The sequence below is a fragment of the Pricia antarctica genome (assembly GCF_900101815.1).
GTDB classification, from domain to species: Bacteria; Bacteroidota; Bacteroidia; order Flavobacteriales; family Flavobacteriaceae; genus Pricia; species Pricia antarctica.
On sequence record NZ_FNAO01000001.1, the window covers coordinates 596,994 to 619,578 of the forward strand.

The 22,585-nt window shown below is 44.6% G+C and carries 17 protein-coding genes; 6 read left to right on the plus strand and 11 right to left on the minus strand.

All coding sequences use genetic code 11. From position 1 onward, the window contains the following. Window positions 1-12 precede the first annotated feature (12 nt). Window positions 13-1,509: a GH3 family acyl-acid amido synthetase gene (locus tag BLT07_RS02505; RefSeq protein WP_091865356.1), complete on the minus strand. Its 1,497-nt coding sequence runs from the start codon at window positions 1,507-1,509 to the stop codon at window positions 13-15. Window positions 1,510-1,522: 13 nt separating this feature from the next. Continuing rightward, window positions 1,523-2,389 carry a M23 family metallopeptidase gene (locus BLT07_RS02510; RefSeq protein WP_091865358.1) on the minus strand — a complete coding sequence of 289 codons (867 nt, stop codon included), beginning with the start codon at window positions 2,387-2,389 and terminating at the stop codon, window positions 1,523-1,525. Between the two features lie 407 nt (window positions 2,390-2,796). Here BLT07_RS02510 and BLT07_RS02515 point away from each other — a divergent pair, with 407 nt between their 5' ends. The 3 genes from BLT07_RS02515 (at window position 2,797) to BLT07_RS20870 (ending at window position 6,309) form a co-directional block, all read left to right on the plus strand. Beyond that, window positions 2,797-2,991, plus strand: coding sequence for a twin-arginine translocase TatA/TatE family subunit (locus BLT07_RS02515; RefSeq protein ID WP_091865360.1), 195 nt, complete (start codon window positions 2,797-2,799; stop codon window positions 2,989-2,991). Between the two features lie 366 nt (window positions 2,992-3,357). After that, complete coding sequence (locus BLT07_RS02520; RefSeq protein WP_091865362.1) at window positions 3,358-5,883, plus strand: OmpA family protein; 2,526 nt, start codon at window positions 3,358-3,360, stop codon at window positions 5,881-5,883. A gap of 258 nt (window positions 5,884-6,141) precedes the next feature. Continuing rightward, complete coding sequence (locus BLT07_RS20870; RefSeq protein WP_175455231.1) at window positions 6,142-6,309, plus strand: DUF6747 family protein; 168 nt, start codon at window positions 6,142-6,144, stop codon at window positions 6,307-6,309. A gap of 96 nt (window positions 6,310-6,405) precedes the next feature. On the opposite strand, the gene BLT07_RS02525 is transcribed toward BLT07_RS20870, so the two are convergent. The 3 genes from BLT07_RS02525 to BLT07_RS02535 all read right to left on the minus strand — a co-directional run bounded on the left by BLT07_RS02525 (window position 6,406) and on the right by BLT07_RS02535 (window position 10,507). Then, window positions 6,406-7,404 (minus strand): DUF4837 family protein, encoded by a 999-nt coding sequence (locus BLT07_RS02525; RefSeq protein WP_091865363.1) that lies wholly within the window; start codon window positions 7,402-7,404, stop codon window positions 6,406-6,408. Between the two features lie 113 nt (window positions 7,405-7,517). Then, window positions 7,518-9,194, minus strand: a complete 1,677-nt coding sequence (locus BLT07_RS02530) for a lytic transglycosylase domain-containing protein (protein WP_245726427.1) — start codon at window positions 9,192-9,194, stop codon at window positions 7,518-7,520. A 119-nt stretch (window positions 9,195-9,313) separates the two neighbouring features. After that, window positions 9,314-10,507, minus strand: coding sequence for a phosphoglycerate kinase (locus tag BLT07_RS02535; RefSeq protein ID WP_091865365.1), 1,194 nt, complete (start codon window positions 10,505-10,507; stop codon window positions 9,314-9,316). 136 nt (window positions 10,508-10,643) lie between these two features. On the opposite strand from BLT07_RS02535, the gene BLT07_RS02540 reads away from it, so the two are divergent. Continuing rightward, a complete protein-coding gene (locus BLT07_RS02540) occupies window positions 10,644-11,807 on the plus strand; it encodes a DNA polymerase III subunit (RefSeq protein ID WP_091865367.1) in 1,164 nt (387 codons plus the stop codon). A gap of 44 nt (window positions 11,808-11,851) precedes the next feature. Further along, entirely contained in the window at window positions 11,852-12,247 is a 396-nt protein-coding gene (locus tag BLT07_RS02545; protein WP_091865368.1) for a DoxX family protein, read from the plus strand. 81 nt (window positions 12,248-12,328) lie between these two features. Here the strand turns inward: BLT07_RS02545 and BLT07_RS02550 are convergent, their stop codons facing one another. From BLT07_RS02550 to BLT07_RS02580, 6 genes are all read right to left on the minus strand, one after another. Continuing rightward, entirely contained in the window at window positions 12,329-12,856 is a 528-nt protein-coding gene (locus BLT07_RS02550) for an OmpH/Skp family outer membrane protein (RefSeq protein WP_091865370.1), read from the minus strand. 391 nt (window positions 12,857-13,247) lie between these two features. Continuing rightward, window positions 13,248-14,093 (minus strand): class I SAM-dependent methyltransferase, encoded by an 846-nt coding sequence (locus BLT07_RS02560; RefSeq protein WP_091865374.1) that lies wholly within the window; start codon window positions 14,091-14,093, stop codon window positions 13,248-13,250. Further along, complete coding sequence (locus BLT07_RS02565; RefSeq protein ID WP_139205091.1) at window positions 14,071-14,613, minus strand: hypothetical protein; 543 nt, start codon at window positions 14,611-14,613, stop codon at window positions 14,071-14,073. Before BLT07_RS02565 ends, BLT07_RS02560 begins: the two co-directional genes overlap by 23 nt. Before the next feature lie 245 nt (window positions 14,614-14,858). Further along, window positions 14,859-16,727: a tRNA uridine-5-carboxymethylaminomethyl(34) synthesis enzyme MnmG gene (gene mnmG, locus BLT07_RS02570; protein ID WP_091865378.1), complete on the minus strand. Its 1,869-nt coding sequence runs from the start codon at window positions 16,725-16,727 to the stop codon at window positions 14,859-14,861. A gap of 258 nt (window positions 16,728-16,985) precedes the next feature. After that, window positions 16,986-17,405, minus strand: coding sequence for an rRNA maturation RNase YbeY (gene ybeY / locus BLT07_RS02575; RefSeq protein WP_091865380.1), 420 nt, complete (start codon window positions 17,403-17,405; stop codon window positions 16,986-16,988). Continuing rightward, the gene (locus BLT07_RS02580; protein WP_091865382.1) at window positions 17,398-20,877 is read right to left on the minus strand and encodes a hypothetical protein; all 3,480 of its coding nucleotides are present in this window, start codon (window positions 20,875-20,877) and stop codon (window positions 17,398-17,400) included. The genes ybeY and BLT07_RS02580 overlap by 8 nt, the downstream gene beginning before the upstream one ends. Before the next feature lie 120 nt (window positions 20,878-20,997). On the opposite strand from BLT07_RS02580, the gene gltX reads away from it, so the two are divergent. Beyond that, window positions 20,998-22,509, plus strand: a complete 1,512-nt coding sequence (gltX, locus tag BLT07_RS02585) for a glutamate--tRNA ligase (RefSeq protein ID WP_091865384.1) — start codon at window positions 20,998-21,000, stop codon at window positions 22,507-22,509. Window positions 22,510-22,585: the final 76 nt, after the last annotated feature.

Sequence of the window (22,585 nt, forward strand, 5' to 3'; positions counted from 1 at the left end):
GCGGTTGAATGGTCAATCTTTGAACTTTGACAGGCCGTCAGCAACAGAACGATCATTCGCTAACCGCTGCACCTTGTTCTGCCCGCCCAATTTTCCTTTGGATTTCATGTAGGCATTGAAGCCGCCCGGCTTTATGGAGGTCACTTTTAACCTCTGTAAAATCTTGCCATCAATGAGGTCAAAATAATAGCTGTTCTGTTTTTGAAGGACGGTATCAAGAATTTCGATAAATTTTTCCCGGTCGGAGGGTTCTTTTTCGAATTCTACGAACCATTCGTGATAGGGGAGCTCGTCGGCATCGGTATTTATTTTCGGGGCGACCGTAAATTCGTTGATACGGGCATCGGTACCGGCGAGGGCTTGCTGCATGGCTTCTTCGACTTCCTTGGCAATAACATGTTCCCCAAAGCCGGAGATAAAATGTTTGATACGACCCGAAACAATTATTTTATAGGGTTTTATAGAAATAAACTGAACGGTATCCCCGAGATTGTACGCCCAGAGTCCGGCATCCGTAGAAATAATCATTACATAGTTGATGTCGAGCTGCACGTCTTTGATGGTTACTCGTGAGGGATTGCCATCGAAGAAGTCTTCGGCTTTGACAAACTCGTAGAAAATTCCTGCATCCAAAAGCAGTAGCATCCCTTTTTCGGTTTGGGAATCTTGATAGGCGAAAAAGCCCTCGCTGGCCGGAAAGAGTTCGATACTATCCACCTTTCGTCCGATCAGATTTTCGAATTTGGCGCGGTAGGGCTCATAGTTGACGCCTCCGTAGATAAACAGCTTAAAATTTTTGAACAACTCACCGATTTTTTTATCGGTCTTCGCCTGCAGGCGCTCAAAATACATCTGTACCCATGAGGGAATCCCTGCAATAATAGCCATGTCTTCGTTAACTGTTTCTTCGACAATGGCGTTTACCTTGGTTTCCCAATCTTCAATGCAATTCGTTTTCCAGCTCGGCAAGCGGTTTTTTTGCAGATAATTGGGCACATAATGGGCGGATATTCCTGAAAGGCGCCCTAATTTAATTCCATTTTTCTCCTGTAAAATCGGACTCCCCTGTAAAAAGATCATTTTTCCGTCTACAAAGTCCGCATTTCCCGTTTCGTGGATGTAATTGAGAATGGCATTTCGGGATGCGTTCACCTGGTGCTTGATAGATGTATCGGTAATGGGGATATATTTGGCTCCCGATGTAGTGCCCGATGTTTTGGCGAAATAGACAGGCTTGCCCGGCCAAAGAATATCCGGCTGCCCGGCCACGACCTGCTCCACGTAAGGTTTGAGTTCCTCGTAATCCCGTATCGGAACGCTCGCCATAAACCCCTCGTGCGATTTGATTTCGCTGAACCCATGGTCTTTTCCGAATCTTGTGTTCGCGGCCTTCTGTAGTAATTCCTTAAAAACCCGTTCTTGTGTTTCGATGGGGGTATCGACCCACTTTGCCGTTTTGCGGGCCATATAGCTGGCAAATATTTTGGCGGCGAAGGATTTTAGAGACATGGAAAAAATGTATTTAAAAATCAATATAGTCCAACGGGTTCACGGTATTACCTTCGCTCCAAAGTTCGAAATGTAGATGAGGGCCGGTGGTAAGTTCTCCCGTATTACCTACGGATGCGATCACTTCGCCAGATCTTACGATATCGCCCTGTTCCTTGCTCAGGGAACCGTTGTGCTTGTAAACGCTTAATAGGCCCTCTTTATGTTCGATAATGATGACGTAACCTGTCGCTGCGGTCCATTCCGAAAAAATGACGGTGCCGTTGGCTACGGCCTTGATCGGCGTATTGAGCGGGGCGGTAATATCAACGGCAAAATGCTTTTTTCCGGCATCATAGGTGTTGGAAACCACTCCGCTTATGGGCGGAAAAAGTACCAGGTCGGAACTTGTGGATTTTCTTTCGAAAAGGTTGTATTTATCTTCCAATGCCACTTCGGCCCTCAACATAGAATCTTCTTTGATCGGGGTGAGGTCGATACTTGAAGGATCTAACTCGAACTGCTCACGAATGGAGTCAAGGTTGGTTTCATTATTTTCGATATCGCCGCTCAATACCATGCGAATATTTTCTAAATACCGATTGGTATTACCCAGTGAGACCACTAAAGAGTCCGTTTTGTAAGTAAGATCGGTCGCTTGCTTTTTAAGCTTTGTCGACGAATATCCGGGGATGTATTCGCGCAGCGGAGTAAAGGCAATCAATAGAGTAGTAAGTCCAATCAAGCCGATGATACAGAGCGTGCCTGTCACAAATACATTGAGACGACTTAGTTTAAAGGATATCTTTTCTTCAAAAGTACTTTCGTTGAGTATGACCAACCGGTACTTATGCAAAAGCTTCCTTTTGATTTCCTTTCTTTTCTTGACTTCTTTGGCCATTGAACTCGTTTAGACTATTTCTTTTACCTGCGAATTTCACATTTTGCACTCTAATTTTGTCTTTTTCTCCCACCGTAGCTACAGCTATGCTGCTCAAAAAAGTCTTCATTAGAGCACAAAAGCCGAAATTCTCGGTTCCAAACAAAAAGTCTAAACGAGTTCATAGACAAATATACTCATGCCGCGTACAAATTGGAGGGTTTTTGTAAAAATTTGATGGTCTTGCCTTATTGCGGAAACATTGAACTGGCAAGATTGCTAGATCATAATGAACCCATGCGCTTTTTCTTCGTAAGTACTTGAACACGGATTGAAGGTATTAAACCACTTTAATAATTAACTTCCGTAGTATTATAACCAAGTAAATTACTTTTTTACTACATTTGTTATCCATAAAATTTAAAATTATGACAGCATTACATATTTTTCTTGCAATAGGGCCTTGGCAAATAGCCGTTGTCGTCGTGATAATCCTTTTATTGTTCGGCGGAAAAAAGATTCCAGAATTGATGCGCGGCCTGGGAAGTGGCATCAAAGAGTTTAAGGATGCCTCGAAGGAAGATGAACCTGTAAACGACAAACTGGAAGACAAAAAAGACTAAATAGTCTACATATCATATCAAAAAAGCCCTTGGTGTTACGCACCCAGGGCTTTTTTAATCGCCAATAATTTATGCTACGGAAATCAGTACATGTGTTCATAGTTTAATTCACCTTCTTGATTTAGCTTGACTATCCCTATACGTTCCAAGCCCTAACCTTCCGATTAAGGTAATCTCCCTGTTCGATTCACCACAGTTTATCCTCCTTTCACAACAATTGTTATTCCAAAAGCAGTGATTAGCCGATTTTTACGTTATCCTATTTGATAAGTAGGATGCCCAATCCGATTGATTGAACCTAATTCAATCTTGGGTACTGATTATCCGTAACGCTAAAAATTTTCTGCTTTTCCGACATCCCAAATCATGAAAAAACTACTGCCGCTTCTAATTTTACTGTTGGGTTCCAGCCTCTTTGCCCAAGACCTTAACGACCTCGGAATCGATGAATCACGGACCACGGCGAGCAATGACACCAACAATCCCACTTTATATGCCGACCCGGTGGTTTCCATCAACAAGACCTTCGAAGAAGCCGCCGATAGCCAGAATATACCCTATAGAACCTTTAGCGGATTAGAAAGCGTAGAGAACGGATACTATATCATATCGGGAGTTTTCGGCAAAAGAAAAAACCTAAATAAGATGGTGAAAAGATTAAAGCGAAAAGGTTTTGCGGAGTCCGGCTACATCACCAATCCCGAAAACGGACTCAACTATGTATATTTGACCTACTATCCGTTCGGTCTTGAGGCCGTCGATGCCTGTGTTTCAAAATTGGAAGACACCTACACCGACACCATTTGGATTCTTGAAATTGAGAACAGTATGACCATCGGCGGATCATCGTTGGCTATGTTGGAGGTGAGCGAAACCGGATCGATTACCACGGCTGAAATTGACGAAGAGGAGGCCGAAACCAGCAACAGTGCCGAACAATTGATTTCCTTAGACAGCCATGCGCCAAGTATTAGCATCGCTGCCAACAAAAGCAAAACTATCCAAAAGGCCGATGCCTATTTCAACAAGATGTGGTACGCCGAAGCGGCCGAACTTTACGAGCAAGCCCTGTCGAAAGGCGAAAAATACTATACCCGCGATAACATACAGAAAGCCGCTGACGCCCACTATTATAATACCGATATGGAAAAGGCCTATCAGTGGTACAACATTCTTTATGAAAACTACGGGAAGGAAATGGCGGAGGAGAATATGTTCAGATACGCCCACTCCTTAAAGGGTGCCGGAAAATACGGTCGCGCCAAACGCCTGATGCGGCTGTATAACCGGAAAACGGAAAACGGAAAAGACGAAGGCCTGAATAACGCTAAAATCGCGGCCAACGAGATTGTATTGGACGAAATTTTAGACTCGGAAGATGATTACGAACTTAAAAACATGGCCATCAACACCCAATATTCCGATTTCTCGCCCATGTTCTTCGATTCGAGCCAGATTGTCTTTTCCTCCGCTAGAGATTCATCCCTTTTTAAGACCCGAAAGTACAAATGGAACGATCAGCCTTATTTGGATCTTTATGTGGCCGAAATCAACAAAGCATCGCAAGACCTCCAAAATGCAATCAAATTTTCCAAAAAAATAAACACTAAATATCACGAGGCATCCGTGGCTTTTTCACCCGATAATCGGACAATGTATTTTACCCGCAACAATTACGGTAAAAGGCTGAAACGCGATAAAGAGGGGGTGAACCACCTAAAAATATACAAATCGAACAAAATCGGCTCGGAGTGGGCGGAAGCCGTAGAGGTTTCGTTCAATAGCAACGACTATTCCACAGGCCACCCTGCCCTGAGCCCCGATGGCAAACAGCTCTATTTTGTATCCGATATGCCGGGCAGTATCGGCAAGACCGATATTTTCGTTGTCGATGTCTTTGATGACGGCAGCTTTTCTACGCCTCGTAACCTAGGGCCTGGTATTAATACCGAGAAAAGGGAGATGTTTCCCTTCTTTAACGGTACCAAGCTCTATTTTTCTTCGGATGGTCATACGGGCCTCGGAGGCCTTGATGTTTTCGAAACGCCATACGATGCGGAGGAGGGCTTTGGCGCCGTCGCCAACCTGGGCAAACCTATCAATAGCAATAAAGATGATTTTTCATATATCGTAGACGAGGAAAACTACAAAGGGTTTTTTGCTTCCAACCGCGCCGGTGGTAAAGGGGATGATGATATCTATTCGTTTAAAAGACCGGCCATCGAAGAAATCCCGGCTAACCACAACGCCATCACAGGCGTAATCACCGAGCTGGTTGCCGGAGACCTAATGCCCAAGGTACTAGTACAACTTCTGGACGAGAACGGCATCAAACTTAAGGAGATGATGACCGAAGATGACGGCAGCTTTGTATTCGAGGATCTTGAAGGTAACACCAAATACACCTTAAAAAGCGTAAAGGGCCAGTTCTTCGACGATGAACGTCCCGTAGCTACGGTAGACAACCAACGTGTCAACGTAGACATTTCCATGAAACACCTTAAAGATATGATCGCCGTAGAGGAAGGTGTCAAAAAGCTGAAGACCGAAATGATCTATTTCGAGTTCGACAAATCAAATGTTAGATCGGATGCAGCCAAAGAATTGGACAAACTGGTCAGTGTGATGAAAGAATACCCCGGTATGGCGATAAAAATCGAATCACATACCGATTCACGTGGCAGCAGGGCGTACAACGAATACCTATCGGACATGCGCGCCAAATCGACCCGTGACTATATCCTATCCCAAGGTATTGACGCGAGCCGTATCGAAAGCGCCATTGGCTATGGCGAGAGCCGATTGCTCAATGAGTGTGACGGTACAGTACGCTGTTCAGAAGCGACCCACCTGCTCAACAGACGTTCAGAGTTTATTATTGTAAGAGAGTAAGAATTTCAAGGTTCCACGACCTATTTACACCTTAACCTAGCCGCTGCCTTATCTAAGGTGGCGGTTTTTTTATGTTTCCACTTAAGACGTGTTCCAGTGCCCCGTGCTATAAAAATGCCCTACACCGTCAATTTAAGGACTTTATCGAGACCTAAAAATTAGTGATGCAGATGACCGATAATGGGTAGGTTTCATCTAATTTATTCTTCAAAACATAGAAAATGGCGTCACCTTTGTCCCAGATAAAAAATCCCAAATATGAAGAAATTATTACTCGTTAAGGAAATTTATGTAGAAGCATTCAGAGACTGGACCTATAGGGTGCTGAAAAAGTATTTTAAGATGTTCTCATGGCTTTGGCTCGCCCTCTTCGTGATAACGCTTTACGCTTTCGCCTATAGGCTCTCTACAGGATTCGCCTTCTGACACAATATATAGAACTCGTTAAAACGAGTTCATCTTTATGAAAAACAAAAGCCCATCGTAGCAATGGGCTTTTTTATTGCACTTATTTCTCGAAGCCTATTTACTTTGTGGGGGTGTCAATTTCAAGGTTTTTAATATGGCCTCCAATTCAAAGATATCGTTCCTTTTTTCGGTGGCGGGTGCGAAGACGAAACCTTCCAAAACCAACTTTCGGTTGTGCGCCTTATCGTTGAGAATATAGGTCAGAAAAGGCCCTGCCATGGGGTAGTTCTTAATATCCCAAATGCCCCGAACCTCCACGCCTTTGATTCCAGCGATTTCTACGGGGAAAACTGCTGGAGCGTACGCAGGCTCCGTTCTCATATAGGTTATTTTACCGGTGATATCGGGCCCGGGAATATATTTTTCGCCGATGGAATCGCGCATGGCAATGATATCCTGAACCAAGGTTGAATCGTTATTAAAACTGTTTGCCGGCATTTCGTAAACAATGATATTTGCCGTTCCTTTTTGTATTTCGCGGTCGATCCAGACGAAGTTATCTTCCTGTTTTCCAACTTTATAGATAGAGGGGACTTTCAACGTAATACCGAACTTCTCTTGCAGTACCCCTTCTTTGTTCAAGGACCGGTTAAACCGTTTTTGCTGTTCCTCTATTTCCATATCTTTAAAGGCCGCAATAATCTCGTCTGATTCCTTCGTTATATTGTCAATGATTTCATCTTTGTCGGATCCTTTGATTACACCCACCTTTTGAGGTGTTGCGTACATATCACTTTTGACGTGGCCCACATTTACCGTATCTTCCATAACATACAGTATCGAACGAGTACTGCGAATAGATCCCGTGAAGAATTTAGGGGCGATTTGGTCGATACTGAACAGGGGTTCATCCATAGGCATTCCCAAAACGGGAGCCGCAAAATGCTTTCGGATTGAATCGCCGACCTTGCCTTTCCAAAGTTCGTTGTCGATGACTACGACCATTGAATTAATGGCCCCGATCGAAGTGGGCAGATACTTTTGGTTTTTGCCTTCGTTGCAGGAGGTTAGGCTCAAGGCGAGAAGTAAAGCTAGTATTCCAAATTGTTTCATGGTCTAAGGTATTGCGTTAACCAGCTATTGGTTAACTAGTGGTAGGGCAACCGCAATTTTGGGAATACCCAAAATACGATAATCCGACAAACTTGTAACGAAATAGCCTTAATTTAGGATGGACAGGCGCACAATTTCAATTTTGTGCCCGGTTTTAGGTTACTACCGCTAATACCGTTCCATTGTCGTAAATTCTCGACGGAAATTCCCGGATATTTTTTTGATATGGTCCATAGTGAATCACCGCTCTTGACCGTATGTACTTTCGCCCCTGCTGGAATCGAAGTGTTTGCAGCGGCTGTTGCCCCGTTCGTTACCGCCGTTTCCCCGGGTATCCGCCTTGGATAAATGGTAAGCCGTTGTCCTATTCTGAGATTGTTGCCACGAAGATCGTTCCACTGTTTGAGTTGGCTCACACCGACTCCGTAGCGTTCCGCAATTCGACCGAGATAGTCGCCACTGCGCACCTTGTAGCGTATTCTGTTCTGCTCCGCTTCTTTAACAAGTTGAGGCAGCGGACTCTCATTGCTCTCCAGTTCCTTTTTTACATGCGCATAAATCGCTTCTTCGTTGGTAACGAAAATACCCATGGCATATTTCGGCAATCGAAGTGTATGCATTTTGCCATCGACGAACGGGATCACATCCAGTTTGTAGGATGGGTTGAGCACCCTCAATTCTTCCTTGCCCACCCCTAAAAGTTCGGAGACCTGATCGAAGGTAATCAGGCTTTTTACATGTACGGTGTCGGTCTCGAAATAGGCGCGTTCTACTTTATCCCCTTTCAGACCGTGTTCGTCGGCGTACTCAAAAAGGTACATCGTCGCCAAAAATGCAGGCACGTAACCGGCCGTTTCACGGGGAAGGTAACGGCGAATGTTCCAATAATTTTTATAGCCCCCCGACCTTCGTATGGCCTTGTTGACATTACCTGGGCCGGAATTATACGCGGCCAAGACCAAATCCCAATCCTCATAAATATCGTAGAGTTGGGATAGAAACTTACAGGCGGCTTCCGTAGACCTAATCGGATCGCTACGATTATCAACGTAACTCGATACGTCGAGATCGAACTGTTTTCCCGTACCGTACATAAACTGCCATAAACCAGTCGCACCGACCCGCGAACGTGCCCTTGGATTCAAGGCGGACTCTACAATGGCCAAGTATTTCATTTCCAAAGGAATGTCGTAATTGTCAAGTTGCTGTTCAAAAAGCGGAAAGTAGAATTGGCTGACCGTCAACATTTTTTCCATCAGTTCCCTCTTTCTAAAGAGGAAGGATTTGATTACGTTTTCCAAGGATGGATTATAGGAAATGTTGAAAGGCGTCTTTTGGTTCAAGCGTTCCAATCGGGCTTTTAAAGTATCGGTAGGCAATGACGTTGGATAGGTCTTATCATAATCAAGATGGGAAATCTCACTAAACATTTCATCGGAAAGGGATGCGCTTTCGTAAAGCACCTCCATCCAAAGACTGTCGTACTTTGCTGCTTCCGGAAGATCATACAAGGCATATTTACGACCGGCCCCGTCCTGAATCAATTTCAGAACATTGTCGTTAAGCGTCGTATCCGATGCCATTTGTTCCATCTGCTCGACGCCGTTCATATCCATGGACAACGTATCGACCGGAGACTCCTTATCCTCCGACAAGGTTGTATCCTTATGGGATATTATCAGGGAATCTTTTTCAAATACGCCTTGGGCGTCTTTTTGTTGCGCCATCAAGGGGACGGCAAAAACCAAACACCAAACCAACGAAAAATACCTACTGCTATTTAGTATCATATCTATTTGCGAATTGAGGGAACTTAAGGCTAAACCACACCATGACAATCTAGTGTTAGGTTAAGGGTCTGCCTAGAACTACGGGCTTGAATCCTAAAGTCCGTTTACCGATAACGCACTTATTCGCCGATTATTGCAGCGATTCCCGGCAGCGTTTTTCCCTCTAGGCTTTCTAGCATGGCGCCGCCTCCCGTAGAAACGTAACTTACCTTATTCTCGAATCCGAATTGCTTGACCGCTGCAACAGAATCTCCGCCGCCGACCAAGGAAAACGCACCATTTTGAGTAGCTTCGTCGATAGCTTTTCCGACCGCAATGGTGCCTTTGGCAAAGCTTTCCATTTCGAAGACTCCAACAGGACCATTCCACAAAATGGTCTTGGCTTTTAGGATAACCTCCTTGAAATTATCCAAAGTTTTGGGACCGGCATCTAGGCCTTGCCATCCGTCCGGAATTTTATCTACATCGACCACCTTGGTGTTTGCGTCATTGGCAAAGTCATCGGCGGCCAACACATCTACCGGAAGATGTACTTCCACTCCCTTTTCCTTGGCCTGCTTTAAAATATCCATGGCCAGATCCATCTTGTCGTCTTCACAGATAGAGTCACCTATCTGACCGCCTTTCGCCTTGACAAAAGTATAGGTCATTCCTCCACCAATAATAAGATGGTCGACCTTGTCCAATATATTCTCGATGATGGTAATCTTCGAGGAAACCTTAGCTCCGCCTAAAATTGCCAAAATAGGTTTCTCTCCCGTTTCCATCACTTTGTCGATGGCCTCGATTTCCTTGGCCATTAAATAGCCGAAACATTTATTATCCGGAAAAAACTGGGCCACGGCCGTCGTGGAGGCATGTGCACGATGGGCAGTTCCAAAGGCGTCGTTTACGTAGATATCGCCCAATTTTGAAAGCTGCTCGGCAAAAGTTGCATCGCCCGCTTCCTCCTCGGCGTGAAAACGAAGGTTCTCTAACAATAGCACCTCTCCCGGCTGCAAAGCGGCGACCGCATTTTCGACACTTTTACCAACACAGTCATCGACGAATTTAATTTTTACACCGATGATCTGGGAAACCGTATCTACAATATGTTCTAACGAGAGGTCAGGATTCGATTGGCCTTTAGGTCTGCCCAAATGACTCATTAAAACGGCACTGCCACCGTCTTCCAGAATTTTGATTAGGGTAGGTTTAGCGGCCTCGATACGGTTGGTATCCGTAACTGTAAAACTGCCGTTTAAGGGCACATTGAAATCTACTCGGACCAGTGCTTTTTTATCCTTAAAATTAAAATCGTCTATCGTTTTCATGCTTTTCTTGGTTTTATGGGATTAGCAAATGTAAGGAAAAATCGCCTTTCGTCTTACGCGATACGCCAATCGCAAAAAAAAGAAGCGTATAGCGTATAGCGATAGGCGAACCGCGCAAAAACCTTATCTTTACGGTATGTTGTTCAAAGACATTCTAGGCTTATCCCATATCAAGAAACATTTGGCCACCAGCGCCGATGCTGGGCGTATTCCGCATGCGCAATTGTTCGTCGGGCCAGAAGGTTCGGGCACCTTACCGATGGCCCTGGCCTACGCGCAATATATTATCTGTGCCAATTTGGATGAAGAAAATACGGGCAAAAATCAGGCGTGCAACCTCAAATTCAATACCCTCTCCCACCCTGATATGCATTTTGCCTATCCGGTGTCGAATTCCGATAAAATAAAAAGTCATGCGGTAAGCGACCACTATATCGCACAATGGCGCGCTTTTGTGAAAGAACAGCCTTACGGAAACCTGTTCGATTGGTACCGCCTTATTGGTATCGAAAAAAAACAGGGTCAAATTGGTGTGGACGAAGCCCAGGAAGTGGTCAAAAAACTGGCACTCAAATCCTACGAAGGCGGTTATAAGGTGATGCTGATCTGGATGGCCGAAAAAATGAACCTGTCTGCTTCGAACAAGCTTCTGAAACTTATCGAAGAGCCCCCTAACAATACCGTTTTTATCTTGATTGTGGAAGACGAGGAACAGGTAATCCAGACCATCCGCTCTCGCTGCCAGGTCTTACATTTTCCCCCTTTGGCGGAAGCGGCCATGGCGAACGCCCTTGTTGAAAAAGGATTGGTACGGGAAGAAGCCCTCCGAATCGCCCATGAGGCCGATGGCAACTTCAATAAGGCCTTGGACCTCATGAACAAAGATTCCGAAGACCTCGTTTTCGAAAAGTGGTTCGTGCAATGGGTGCGCAGCGCTTTTAAGGCCAAGGGAAACAAAGCGGCTATTCATGAACTCATACTTTGGGGCGAAGAGGTCGCCAAGACCGGTAGGGAGACCCAAAAGAATTTTTTACAGTATTGCCTTACGGTGATGCGTCAAGCCCTACTAATAAACTTCAACACCAACGAACTGGCCTTTATGCGTATTCACGTAGACGGCTTTCAACTGGATAAATTCGCGCCCTTCGTTCACGAGAACAACATTACGGAAATCGTCGATGAGCTAGAAAAAGCCATCTATCACATCGAGCGAAACGGCAATTCTAAAATCATCTTGACGGATCTGTCAATCAAACTTACCCGGCTTTTACACCGGCCCGCACAACCCATACTAGCTTAGCTATTAAAAATCAGCAAGAAATCTGTCTTACTCAAACCCAATTTATGGAAAACCTAGCAAGCCACGCCACCGAAAACTTAATCCTGATTTTTTTGATTATCGTCTTTCTCCAAAGCAGTATAGATAAGGTCTTCGATTGGAAAGGCAACCTATCGTTTCTGAAAGATCATTTTGCCGACACCCCATTGGTTGATTTAACACCATTTTTATTGGGCACGGTACTGTTGTCGGAAATGGTGGCCGGTCTATTATGTTCTGCCGGATTGTTTCAGCTCGCAGTATTCAATGAAACCGATATCGCATTTTATGGGGCAATTATGGCCTGTATATCCCTTTTGATGTTGCTTTTCGGGCAACGTCTGGCCAAGGACTATGAAGGGGCCAAGACCATTGCGGTGTACTTTATACCGGCCGTCTTTCTTGTCTTTTTGTTGCAGTAACGAATAGGCCCCAAAGGTTTTAGAAATCTTTGGGGCCTATTCGAATCATGCTTGCTGCGCTTGGCGCAAAGCCTGCGACTTTTACTTTTTATACTTGTCGTTCAAAAGCTTCACCACCTCATCGGTAAGATCGTTGGTTTCCTCACCGTAGAGCACGCTGCCACCATCTCCCCCGCCAAGAATATAGGTATACCCGTTCGCCTTGCCGTAAGCTTGGACCTCTTTTTTCACCTTGCCCACAATACTGTCCATTTCGGTCTGGCCAGCGGCCTGCAGCTGCTGGTCCTCTTGTTGCAACTGTTGACCGATCATTTGGCCCCGCTGTTGCATTTGGCCATATTGCTCCTGGGCTTTTTTCTGCGACATCTTTTCCGCCTCTGCTTGAAAGGCCTGTGCTTCTACTTGAAAGGCCTGTGAGATACTATCCCTCTTTTTGTTCAGGGCATCCGCTTTAACTTTGAAGTCCGCCTCAACATCGATTTTCTCCTGATATTCATTCATCAGTTTTACGTTATCGACATATCCGATCTTCGCTTGCTGGCAAGAAGCCAATCCGAAGACCGCAAAAACCAAAAATATTTTACCTATACTACTTCCTTTTGTTTCCATTTTGATTTCTTCTATTTAAAATAATACTCTTTTATGCCAATTTTGGCTGCGCAAAAATAGAAAAGCTTTTTGAAAGGATATAGGGGAATGTCAAGAGAAATCCCTTTACTCCATATTTAGCTTTTTTCTGCAGTTAAGATCCATTTAAGGCCGATAAGTTCATTCTATCGTAAATTCTTTAGTAATCAATGAAAGCTATTGGAACCGGCCTATTAAAAAGCCCTGATTTGAAGTTTCGGCAAATAAATGACCCCACGGTTTGCCGGCGCAAAAGGCTTTCTTAAAAGTCCTAATTTTAGGTTTTGATGGCCGAACATGGTTTTTGGATACCTTAAGGGTTATCAAACACCATCTTCGGCCAGGAAAATCAAGAATAAGTACTGAACCCGAATTAAACATCTTCTACTAGGTTACCCTTTTGAAGAATATAAATAATTGAAGAATGCTCTTTGGTCCACCAGCCGTTAATGTTGGAAAGCAACCCCAAGAAAAAAGCTTTTATAAAATTTTGTTTGCCTGTTTTATATTTTTCGGAAAGCAATGAAACATAGAAGGCATCAAAAATCATAGGTTTGGTTTGTACAACTTTCATTCCGTGTTTGGCGAATACCTTTTCAATGGAAGTTCTTGAAAAATGCCACAGGTGACGAGGTACGTCATAAGCGGCCCAAAACTCCTGATAATGTCTTGCATCATACGATTTAAAGTTCGGGACGGCGATAAGCATCGTGCCATCATCCTTCAATCGCCTCACGAGTTGTAAAATCTGATTCTCTAAATCCGGTAAATGTTCAAGTACATGCCACAACGTAATAATTTGGAACTGCTTTTTGGGCAGTGCGTCCATATCGCGAAGCAGCTCCATTCGCTTTTCCCGTGACCGCATTCGGGCATCACGATTGGGCTCCACCCCTGCTACGGACCAACCCTTTTTTTTGGCAGCCAACAGAAATTCACCAGTACCGGCACCAAAATCCAAAAGTGATTTATTATGGTTCGCATAGCTGCTGATGAGTCGTGTTTTCATCCAAAGACTAAAAGTTTTAACCCCTTGATAGATTTTATCCGAAAATGTAGTATGGGCATCGGTGTGTGAGATGTAAGCTTCGCTCTGGTAATACGCTTCCAGATTTTCCGGTTGAGGCCGGGTTACCAGCATTTGTAAATCTTCGTCGAGCAGCAATTCAAAGGCTTCACCGGTAACCGAGAAATCCTTAGTTCTTAAAAACAGTTTCATTATAGTTATGGGTAATCAGGTATTCTTGCTTCAAAGTTCGAAGATACTTTAAAACCGCTTCCCTTGAAAGCGCATTGAATTGTAAACAGTCTTTTTCCAAATCGCTGTATACCTCTATGGCAATATACCAATGTCCCTTTCTATTGCCGTACGAATCTTCGAATAGCGGACCTATGCCGGCATCATCAAGCATGGCGTCGGCAAACATAACTCCTAGATTGACTACTTTGGTTGGAATCTCAACCTCATAAAAAGAGAAAAAGTATTGAGTGTTGTTAAGTATAAACGGAACATCATCATAGACATTTTCATCATTCAACTGAAACTTGGTGTCGACATAGTTATAAAAATGGTCGCTCTCTTTAGGGTCTTCAAAAACGAACATTTCTCTCTTGGGAAGGCTTTTTTTAAACTTCTTTCCACGGGTTACTTTATAATCGTCGATGTTAGGAGCGATGCGGATGGGAATGCAAGATTGCGCAGTAATAAGGATGATAAATAGGATGAGGGTTTTTTTCATTTTTGCCCAAAATATAGTACTTGAAAATACAATATGAAAAATTGCACCAAAGGCAAGGCAGCCCTTCTGCCCTTCGCGGGGTCCGAACTGTATAATCTCAAAATCACCAGTAAACGGGATGGTTAACAAATTGCTAATTGGGGGCTAAATTCGAAAAAGAAAATTGAACTCTAAATAGGATTCCCCCCTAGGATTCCTTGTCTACATTCCCAAAAAATTCAGGTTCCACGTGGAACATGAATGTATTATCGCCCTAAATACACTAACAAAACACTAATGTCCGAAGGGTTAACGCCGCTTACCCTTGCCGCTTGTGCAATAGTAACGGGTTGAATTGCCGAGAGCTTTTCCCGAGCTTCAAATGAGAGGGACTTCAGTTTGAAGTAATCAAAATTTTCTGGAATCTTTACATTTTCTAGCCGCTGCAATTTATCGGCATTGTTCTTTTCTTTTTGGATGTATCCCGAATACTTCACTTGAATTTCCGTTTGCTCCAAAACCTCCCTATTGAGGTCGTTATCTTCTACAAACCCGGAAACCGGTTCTAGTTCGAGCATGTGTTCCATCTTCACCTTCGGACGGGAAAAGACCTTGAACATCTTGTCGGATTGTTTTACCAAGGCAGAATCCAAGCGTTCTAAAATTGGATTAATGGCTTCTGGAAGAACACTGGTATCTTTAAAAAAGTTCACGAACGCGTCGGATTTTCGCTCCTTTTCTTCCATTCGCTTTAAACGTTCTTTGCTGGCCAACCCGATATCAAAACTTTTGGGAGTCAACCTTAAATCCGCATTATCCTGTCGCAAAAGCGTGCGATATTCGGCCCTGGAAGTAAACATCCGATACGGTTCTTCTGTACCCTTGGTAATCAGGTCGTCGATTAAAACGCCGATGTAGGCCTCATCCCTTTGCAAGATAAAAGCGTCTTTTTCGTTCAACCTAAGGTGGGCATTGATACCGGCCATCAGTCCTTGCGAAGCAGCCTCCTCGTAACCTGTTGTGCCATTGATCTGTCCCGCGAAGTAAAGGTTTTCGACTAGTTTGGTCTCAAGGGTGTGCTTGAGCTGTGTAGGTGGAAAATAGTCATATTCGATAGCATACCCCGGTCTAAAAAACTTAACGCTCTCAAAACCCTTTACGGATTTCAGGGCCTTGAATTGAACATCTTCCGGCAAGGATGTGGAAAAGCCATTGACATAAACCTCAACGGTATTCCAGCCCTCCGGCTCTACAAAAAGCTGGTGGCTATCTTTATCCGCAAAACGGTCGATCTTGTCTTCGATAGATGGACAATAGCGCGGACCAATACTTTTAATCCGTCCGTTGAACATAGGCGAGCGGTCAAAGCCCTCACGAAGCAAATCGTGCACTTTAGCGCTGGTGTGACTCATGTGACAATCTCGTTGCCGTTGCAGAACAGGCGTGTCCAAATAAGAAAATTTCTCCGGTCGCTCATCGCCGGGTTGTGGAATCATTGCGGAATAATCAAGTGAGCGGCCATCAACCCGCGGTGGAGTCCCGGTTTTCATTCGGCCACTTTCGAATCCGAAATCCCGGAGCTGTTCGGTAATTCCCGTGGCTGCTCTTTCCCCTGCCCTTCCGCCGCCGAATTGCTTTTCGCCGATATGGATCAGGCCGTTTAGGAAGGTGCCGTTTGTTAGCACAACCGCTTTGCCTCTTATTTCAAGCCCTAAAGAAGTCCGAACGCCGATTACTCGATTATTCTCGACCAAAAGTCCGCTGACCATTTCTTGATAGAAATCGCAGTTCGGAGTATTCTCCAAAGCAAGCCGCCATTCTTCGGCAAACCGCATTCGATCGCTCTGCGCACGTGGACTCCACATTGCCGGCCCTTTCGATTTGTTCAACATCTTGAATTGGATGGCGGACTTATCGGTAACGATTCCGCTATAGCCGCCGAGGGCATCAATCTCTCGAACAATCTGCCCCTTGGCGATACCGCCCATAGCCGGATTGCAAGACATTTGACCGATGGTTTGCAAATTCATGGTAACCAACAAGGTTTTGGAACCCATGTTAGCGGCAGCGGCGGCAGCTTCGGCTCCCGCATGACCCCCTCCTACTACTATAACATCGTATTGTTCTGGGAACATTGAAATTAAATTTAATGTTGTTTGAAAGCTATTTTAAGTAACCTTGAAATACAAATTCCGCTGGTCGGCTGGCCACCAATGTGAACTCGTAGGCTAATAATTCGGTAATCGCATCTTCAGCCGATTTCATTTATAATCGTTCGGCAACCTAATTTTGAAACGACGGCTTGGCTATTACTCGGAATTCCACGCAACACATCGAATGCTTCGAGGAACGAGAAACGTGTCGAGATGCCTTGCAACGAATTGCCACACTCCTTATTGTTCCACGTGGAACAATTTTATTTTCTCATCTTCTTTGCCCCGCATTTCAGCTTTTCCAGTTTCCGTTTTATCCGTGTACCCGAACAAATGAAGCAGACCATGCGCCATGACTCGAAGCAGCTCTTCTTCAAAGTGGATTTCAAATTGTATGGCGTTCTCCTTTACCCTGTCCACAGAAATAAAAATGTCGCCGCCGATTTGCTTTCCTACCGAATAATCAAACGTGATGATATCCGTAAACGTATCATGGAACAGGTATTTTTTATTCATGTCTAAAAGGTAGTTGTCCGAACAAAAAATATAATCGAGCTGTTTAATGGTTCCGCCTTCCGAACCCACTACCCTACTTATCCAATCGGCAAACTTGGTTTCGTCATCCAATAAAAAATCCGATTCGTAATGGAACTCAATCATCGCTCTTAAAATAGTCTTTCACCCTGTTCTGAAAATTGGGACGTAAAGGTAAGGCCTGCCGATTTAAAATTTCGATTTCGTTGCGATAATTCTCTAGGACCTGCGGTTTGGTGATTATGGGATTTTTAAAATCCTTGGTATTCGTGTTGCTTTCACGCTCGGACTTCTGGCCTTGTTTCAAAGCGGCATTTTCAAGTTTCAATAGTTCGTATTGGATGGTATTTATTTTGGAAATGCTCCGTTGGGTAACCCCATTCTCGAGCAGATCATTCTCAAAATCTTCCATTTGTTTGAGAAGCTTTTGCCCCAGCTTTTGATCGCCGGCGTTGATCATATCCTGCAACTGCTGTTCCAGTTGTTGACGGATAATTTGTTGTTCCTTGTAGATTTCATAAATTTCTTGTAGTTCAGCTTCACTGGGTTGCCCTTGGCCTTGTCCGCCATGTCCGCCGTTTTCACCTTTGGAACGCTTACCCTCTTTTCCTTCGCCCTTCTCGCCTCCTTGGCCTTTTTGACCTTCACCCGCTTTGTTGCCTTGACCCGATTGGGACTTCCCCTCGCCTTCACCCTGCTTCTGGCCATCTCCTTTCTGGCCTTCACCTTGCTGACCCTCACCCTGGCCTTTTTGCGGCTTGCCCTGCCCTTGTTGGCCCATGCCTTCCATCTTCTCTTTGAGCTCCCCCTGGCCTTTGATGATATCCGGCAATTGAAAATCTTGGCCTTGTCCCTGCCCTTTGCCGGCCTGCATACTTTGCTGCATGTTATCCAACATATTGGCCAAGAAATCGGCCAAGCTGTTAGAAGCGTTCATGACATACTTTTGATACGATATACCTTGATAAATTTGGCTCTCGGCCAAGCTCTCGAGGGACTTATCCATATTGTAATAGACTTCGGTAATCTGCTCGTTGACAAATTCGGAGAGTTCCGCTCGGCGAAGGGACAATGCAAAGAGACTATCGTCAACGTGCCCGAACAGGTCACGTAACTCCTGTTGCTCGCGAACAGAACCTGAAAATTGGGCGTTATCGACATCCACCTCCTCAAGGCTATCGTATAGCTTTTCTTGCTTGAAAGAAAACGTTACTAAATTATCGAGAATCTGCCTTAGCATTTCGGCATCTTCGGTAATACTCGACCCGCCCCCATCGCCGGAAGCCGATTCCCCGAGATCCTCGCTCATCTCTTTCATCTTCTGCGCAGCGGATTTTTGTTTTTTGCTTGCCCCTTCCGCCGCCTTTTCCTTTTGTTCCGATTGTGAAGATTGCTCTGCGCCTTGATACTTATTGATCTGCTCCAACGCATCTTGCTGGTCTTGCTTCACAGCTTCTTTTTTGTTATCATCGATTATCAATGCGACAGGTTTTTTAAGCTTGTCGTTGTCCTTTTTTAGCTCCTCAAGTTCCTTGGCGAGTTGGTCGAAGCTTTCGTTCAGTTTCTGCTGCTCGGTCTCGGAAAAATCCTGCCCGACTTTCATTTTGGAGAGCAACTCTTGGCGCTTCGCCTCCTCAGCCAAATCTTTAGCCAATTGTGATGCTTTTTCGGTCACATAATATCGTTTGGTCAATTCCAATAATTGTTCTAGGTTCCGTTCGCTGTTCTGTTGTTTTTTGCCGAGCTCCTCCAAACGCTTGGTCAATTCTTCTTTGTCGATTTTGTCGGCTATCTTATTGAGTTCTTCCAGTAGCTTTTCGTTCTTTTTGGCTTCCAGTTCCTGACGCTCCAAACGCTCTTTCAACAACTGGTTCATTTGATCGTCTTTCTTCCCCTTTTCTAAATTTTCTTTGAGCTGTTTGCTAAACTTCTGCATCAGATTTTCTTGCTGGAGCTGCTTCTGTAAAAAATCCTTAACCTGTGTCTGCTCGTTGAAATTTAATTGCTTTTTTTCTTTTTGTTCGCGACTGATATCCTTTAACGTTTCCTTTTGCTCCTTGTACCTGTCCAAAGATTTATCCATGTTATTTATGAGGGATTGCTGGGACTCGAGTTCTTGGTTGCGCAACTGATTATCATCGAGCAATGCCATTGAGAACACTTGGCTCTTGGCTGTTTTTCCCTTATGGATGGCATCATTATCAGTGGCCGTAAAGTAGAAGCTGTAGTTTTTTCCGGATACCAATTCTAATCCCGAAGGAAAGGTATAATAGAACTGATCCAAATTGGCATTGGGCGCATTTAAGGGTATTACCTGAGGGCTTTCAGGAGTATCATCGGGATAGCAAACCAATTGTATACTCTTCAGTTTATAATCATCGGAGGCCTCCCCTGCGTAGTAGGATACGTTCGGGTTCAGGGAGTCCAATACTTGTTTCACCTTTATAATCGGATAGGCATCCTTAATGACCGTAAAGCGATATCCCAGTTTTTCGTAATCCTGAACATTTTTGTTAGATGTGGATAATTCATACGGATAATCAGCATAGATGTTTTTAGAGAGTTCGAACAGGTTCCCCTTCCTGGCAAAAGATAAAGCCGTGTCTTTTTCGATGAGTCGGATATTTTCTGCATTGTGTCCCTCGATTTCCCAGGATATTCTGGTGCCTTCTGGAAATATAGCATTACCGGTACTACGCAGCACTTCGGAAGAACGATTGGTATAGTTCGGATAATCCAAAATGATCCGGAAGTCTTGAATGGAGGGCGTGGTGAGTGCATTCAAGGTGTAGGATCTAGAAAAAACCCCATTGGCCTTAAAAGAGAAGGCCGTGCGCTTCAATGGAGGGGTGAAGGTATACTGATACCGTCCGTTTTGCTTTTGCAACAAGGAATTGGCGCCTTCAATATCGATATAGACTTCTTCAGGCTGTACCGCTCCCACAGTCACGACTTCTATCGTATATGGCTTGGTATCCAAAACATTCAGATTCTCCGACAACAAACGGAATTGAAATGGAGCGGGCGGCTCATAGGCCAGATCATAGTTGACCACACGGTCAGCGGAACCGAAAAAAGAAGCCCAATTTCCGGAAAGCCAAATCAGACCAAAAAGTAGGACAGGTAAAATAAGGTATTTGGTATATTTTACATTGTCACGGAAATCTACCGCTTTGGCAAAAGGGATGGGGTCCATGTTTTCGCTGCGCTGTTCCATACTGGCCAATAGCAATTCCGACTGCTCTTTATCCTCCGCAAGATCTAACAAGTTATAGAGCTTGTCCCCCACATCCGAAAAATGGGTGCCAATCAATAGCGATGCTTGCTTGTTACTGATACCCTGTTTGAGCTTGAACAGATAGAAAAGTGGCGTCAGAATATATCGGAACAGCAGAAAACACTCCACCCCAATAAAAAGCATCAAAAGCAACAAACGCCCCGTGGAATTGAGCCATAAGAAGTATTCGACCCCCAGAACGGCGAAGAAAAAAATCACCCCGAGCACCACAAAAAGCAGCGCGCCCTTAATAAGCATTTTCGTATAATACTTTCGGGTAAACCGGTTGAGCTTTTCCAAGATGTCGTTGTAACTGGCCATAGGCCCCAAAGATACGTAAAATTGCCCCTCAGCACCACAAGGGCAACTATCATAGGATTTGGCACAAGAAATTCACGCTTTGTGGTCTAAGGGGTTACCTGCATTTGTTATCTTTGAACTATGAATGAAAAAATTAGAGTCCGTTTTGCCCCCAGCCCAACCGGGCCGTTACATATCGGCGGTGTTCGCACTGCGTTGTTCAATTATCTATTCGCCAAAAAACATGGGGGCGTGTTCATTCTACGTATCGAGGATACCGACCGAAACCGATATGTCGAAGGTGCCGAACAATACATTATCGATGCATTGAATTGGTGTGGTATTCCTTATGACGAAGGTCCGGGAAACGATGGCGACTACGGCCCCTATCGCCAGAGCGAGCGGAAACACCTTTACAAAAAATACGCGCAAGAACTTATCGACAAGGGCAAGGCCTATTACGCTTTCGATACCGCCGAAAAGCTTGATCAGCACCGTAAGAACCATGAAGCCAAGGGAAAGACTTTTATATACAACTGGCACAATCGATTAAAGTTGGATAATTCCCTGTCGTTATTACCCGAGGAAGTCCAAAAGCGCTTGGATGCGGGAGAAGATTATGTCATTCGTTTTTTAACGCCCCCTGACGAAACCCTGTACCTAAAGGATACTATCCGCGGCGCTATCGAAATCGACACCAATACCTTAGACGATAAGGTGCTCTTCAAAAGCGACGGAATGCCCACGTATCATTTGGCCAATATCGTGGACGACCATTTGATGGAAATTAGCCATGTCATCCGTGGTGAGGAATGGCTGCCCTCTTTGGCCCTACACCAGCAGTTGTACCATGCTTTTGGATGGGATGCACCCGAATTTGCCCACTTGCCCTTAATTCTAAAACCCACCGGCAACGGAAAATTGAGCAAAAGGGATGGGGAAAAAGGCGGGTTTCCTATATTTCCATTGCAGTGGAATGCATCCGTTGGCTATCGTGAAGCAGGATATTTTTCGGAGGCCGTCATGAACTTCTTGGCGCTTTTAGGCTGGAACCCCGGTACGGAGCAGGAAATCTTCAGTCTGAACGAACTCGTTAAAGCTTTTAGCTTAGACCGCGTCAATAAGTCCGGGGCACGTTTCGATCCGGACAAGACCGTTTGGTACAATCATCAGTATTTACAGCGCAAGACCAATAAAGAGTTAACATTTTTATTTATGCCCTTCCTAAAGGAGCATATTAATTTGGGGCTTGACTGCGCTCGACCTGACCATGTTCAACGGGTAGTCACCCTAATTAAAGAGCGTGCCAGCTTCGTTTCCGATTTTTGGGAACTTTCCGAATACTTTTTTGTCGCTCCAGCTTCTTACAACGAAAAAGCGGTCAAAAAACAATGGAAAGTAGGTACTCCCGATGTACTTGACCGATTGGCATTGTTCTTGAAAACGCTGGATGATTTTTCATCCGAAAATTTGGAAAACCTAACCAAACAATGGATTACGGAACAGGAACTTTCCTTCGGAAAAGTGATGCCGCCGTTGCGCCTAGTGATTGTAGGTGATATGAAAGGTCCGCATTTGTTCGATATAATGGGACTGATTGGGAAAGAGGAAAGTATTGGGCGGATTCAAAGTGCCATTGCATCGATTGAGTAGGTTTTTGGAATTTGGTGTTTGGGATTTGGAATTTGCACACCCCAAGGCGTGCCCCTGTAACAAACTTCCCAAAAAC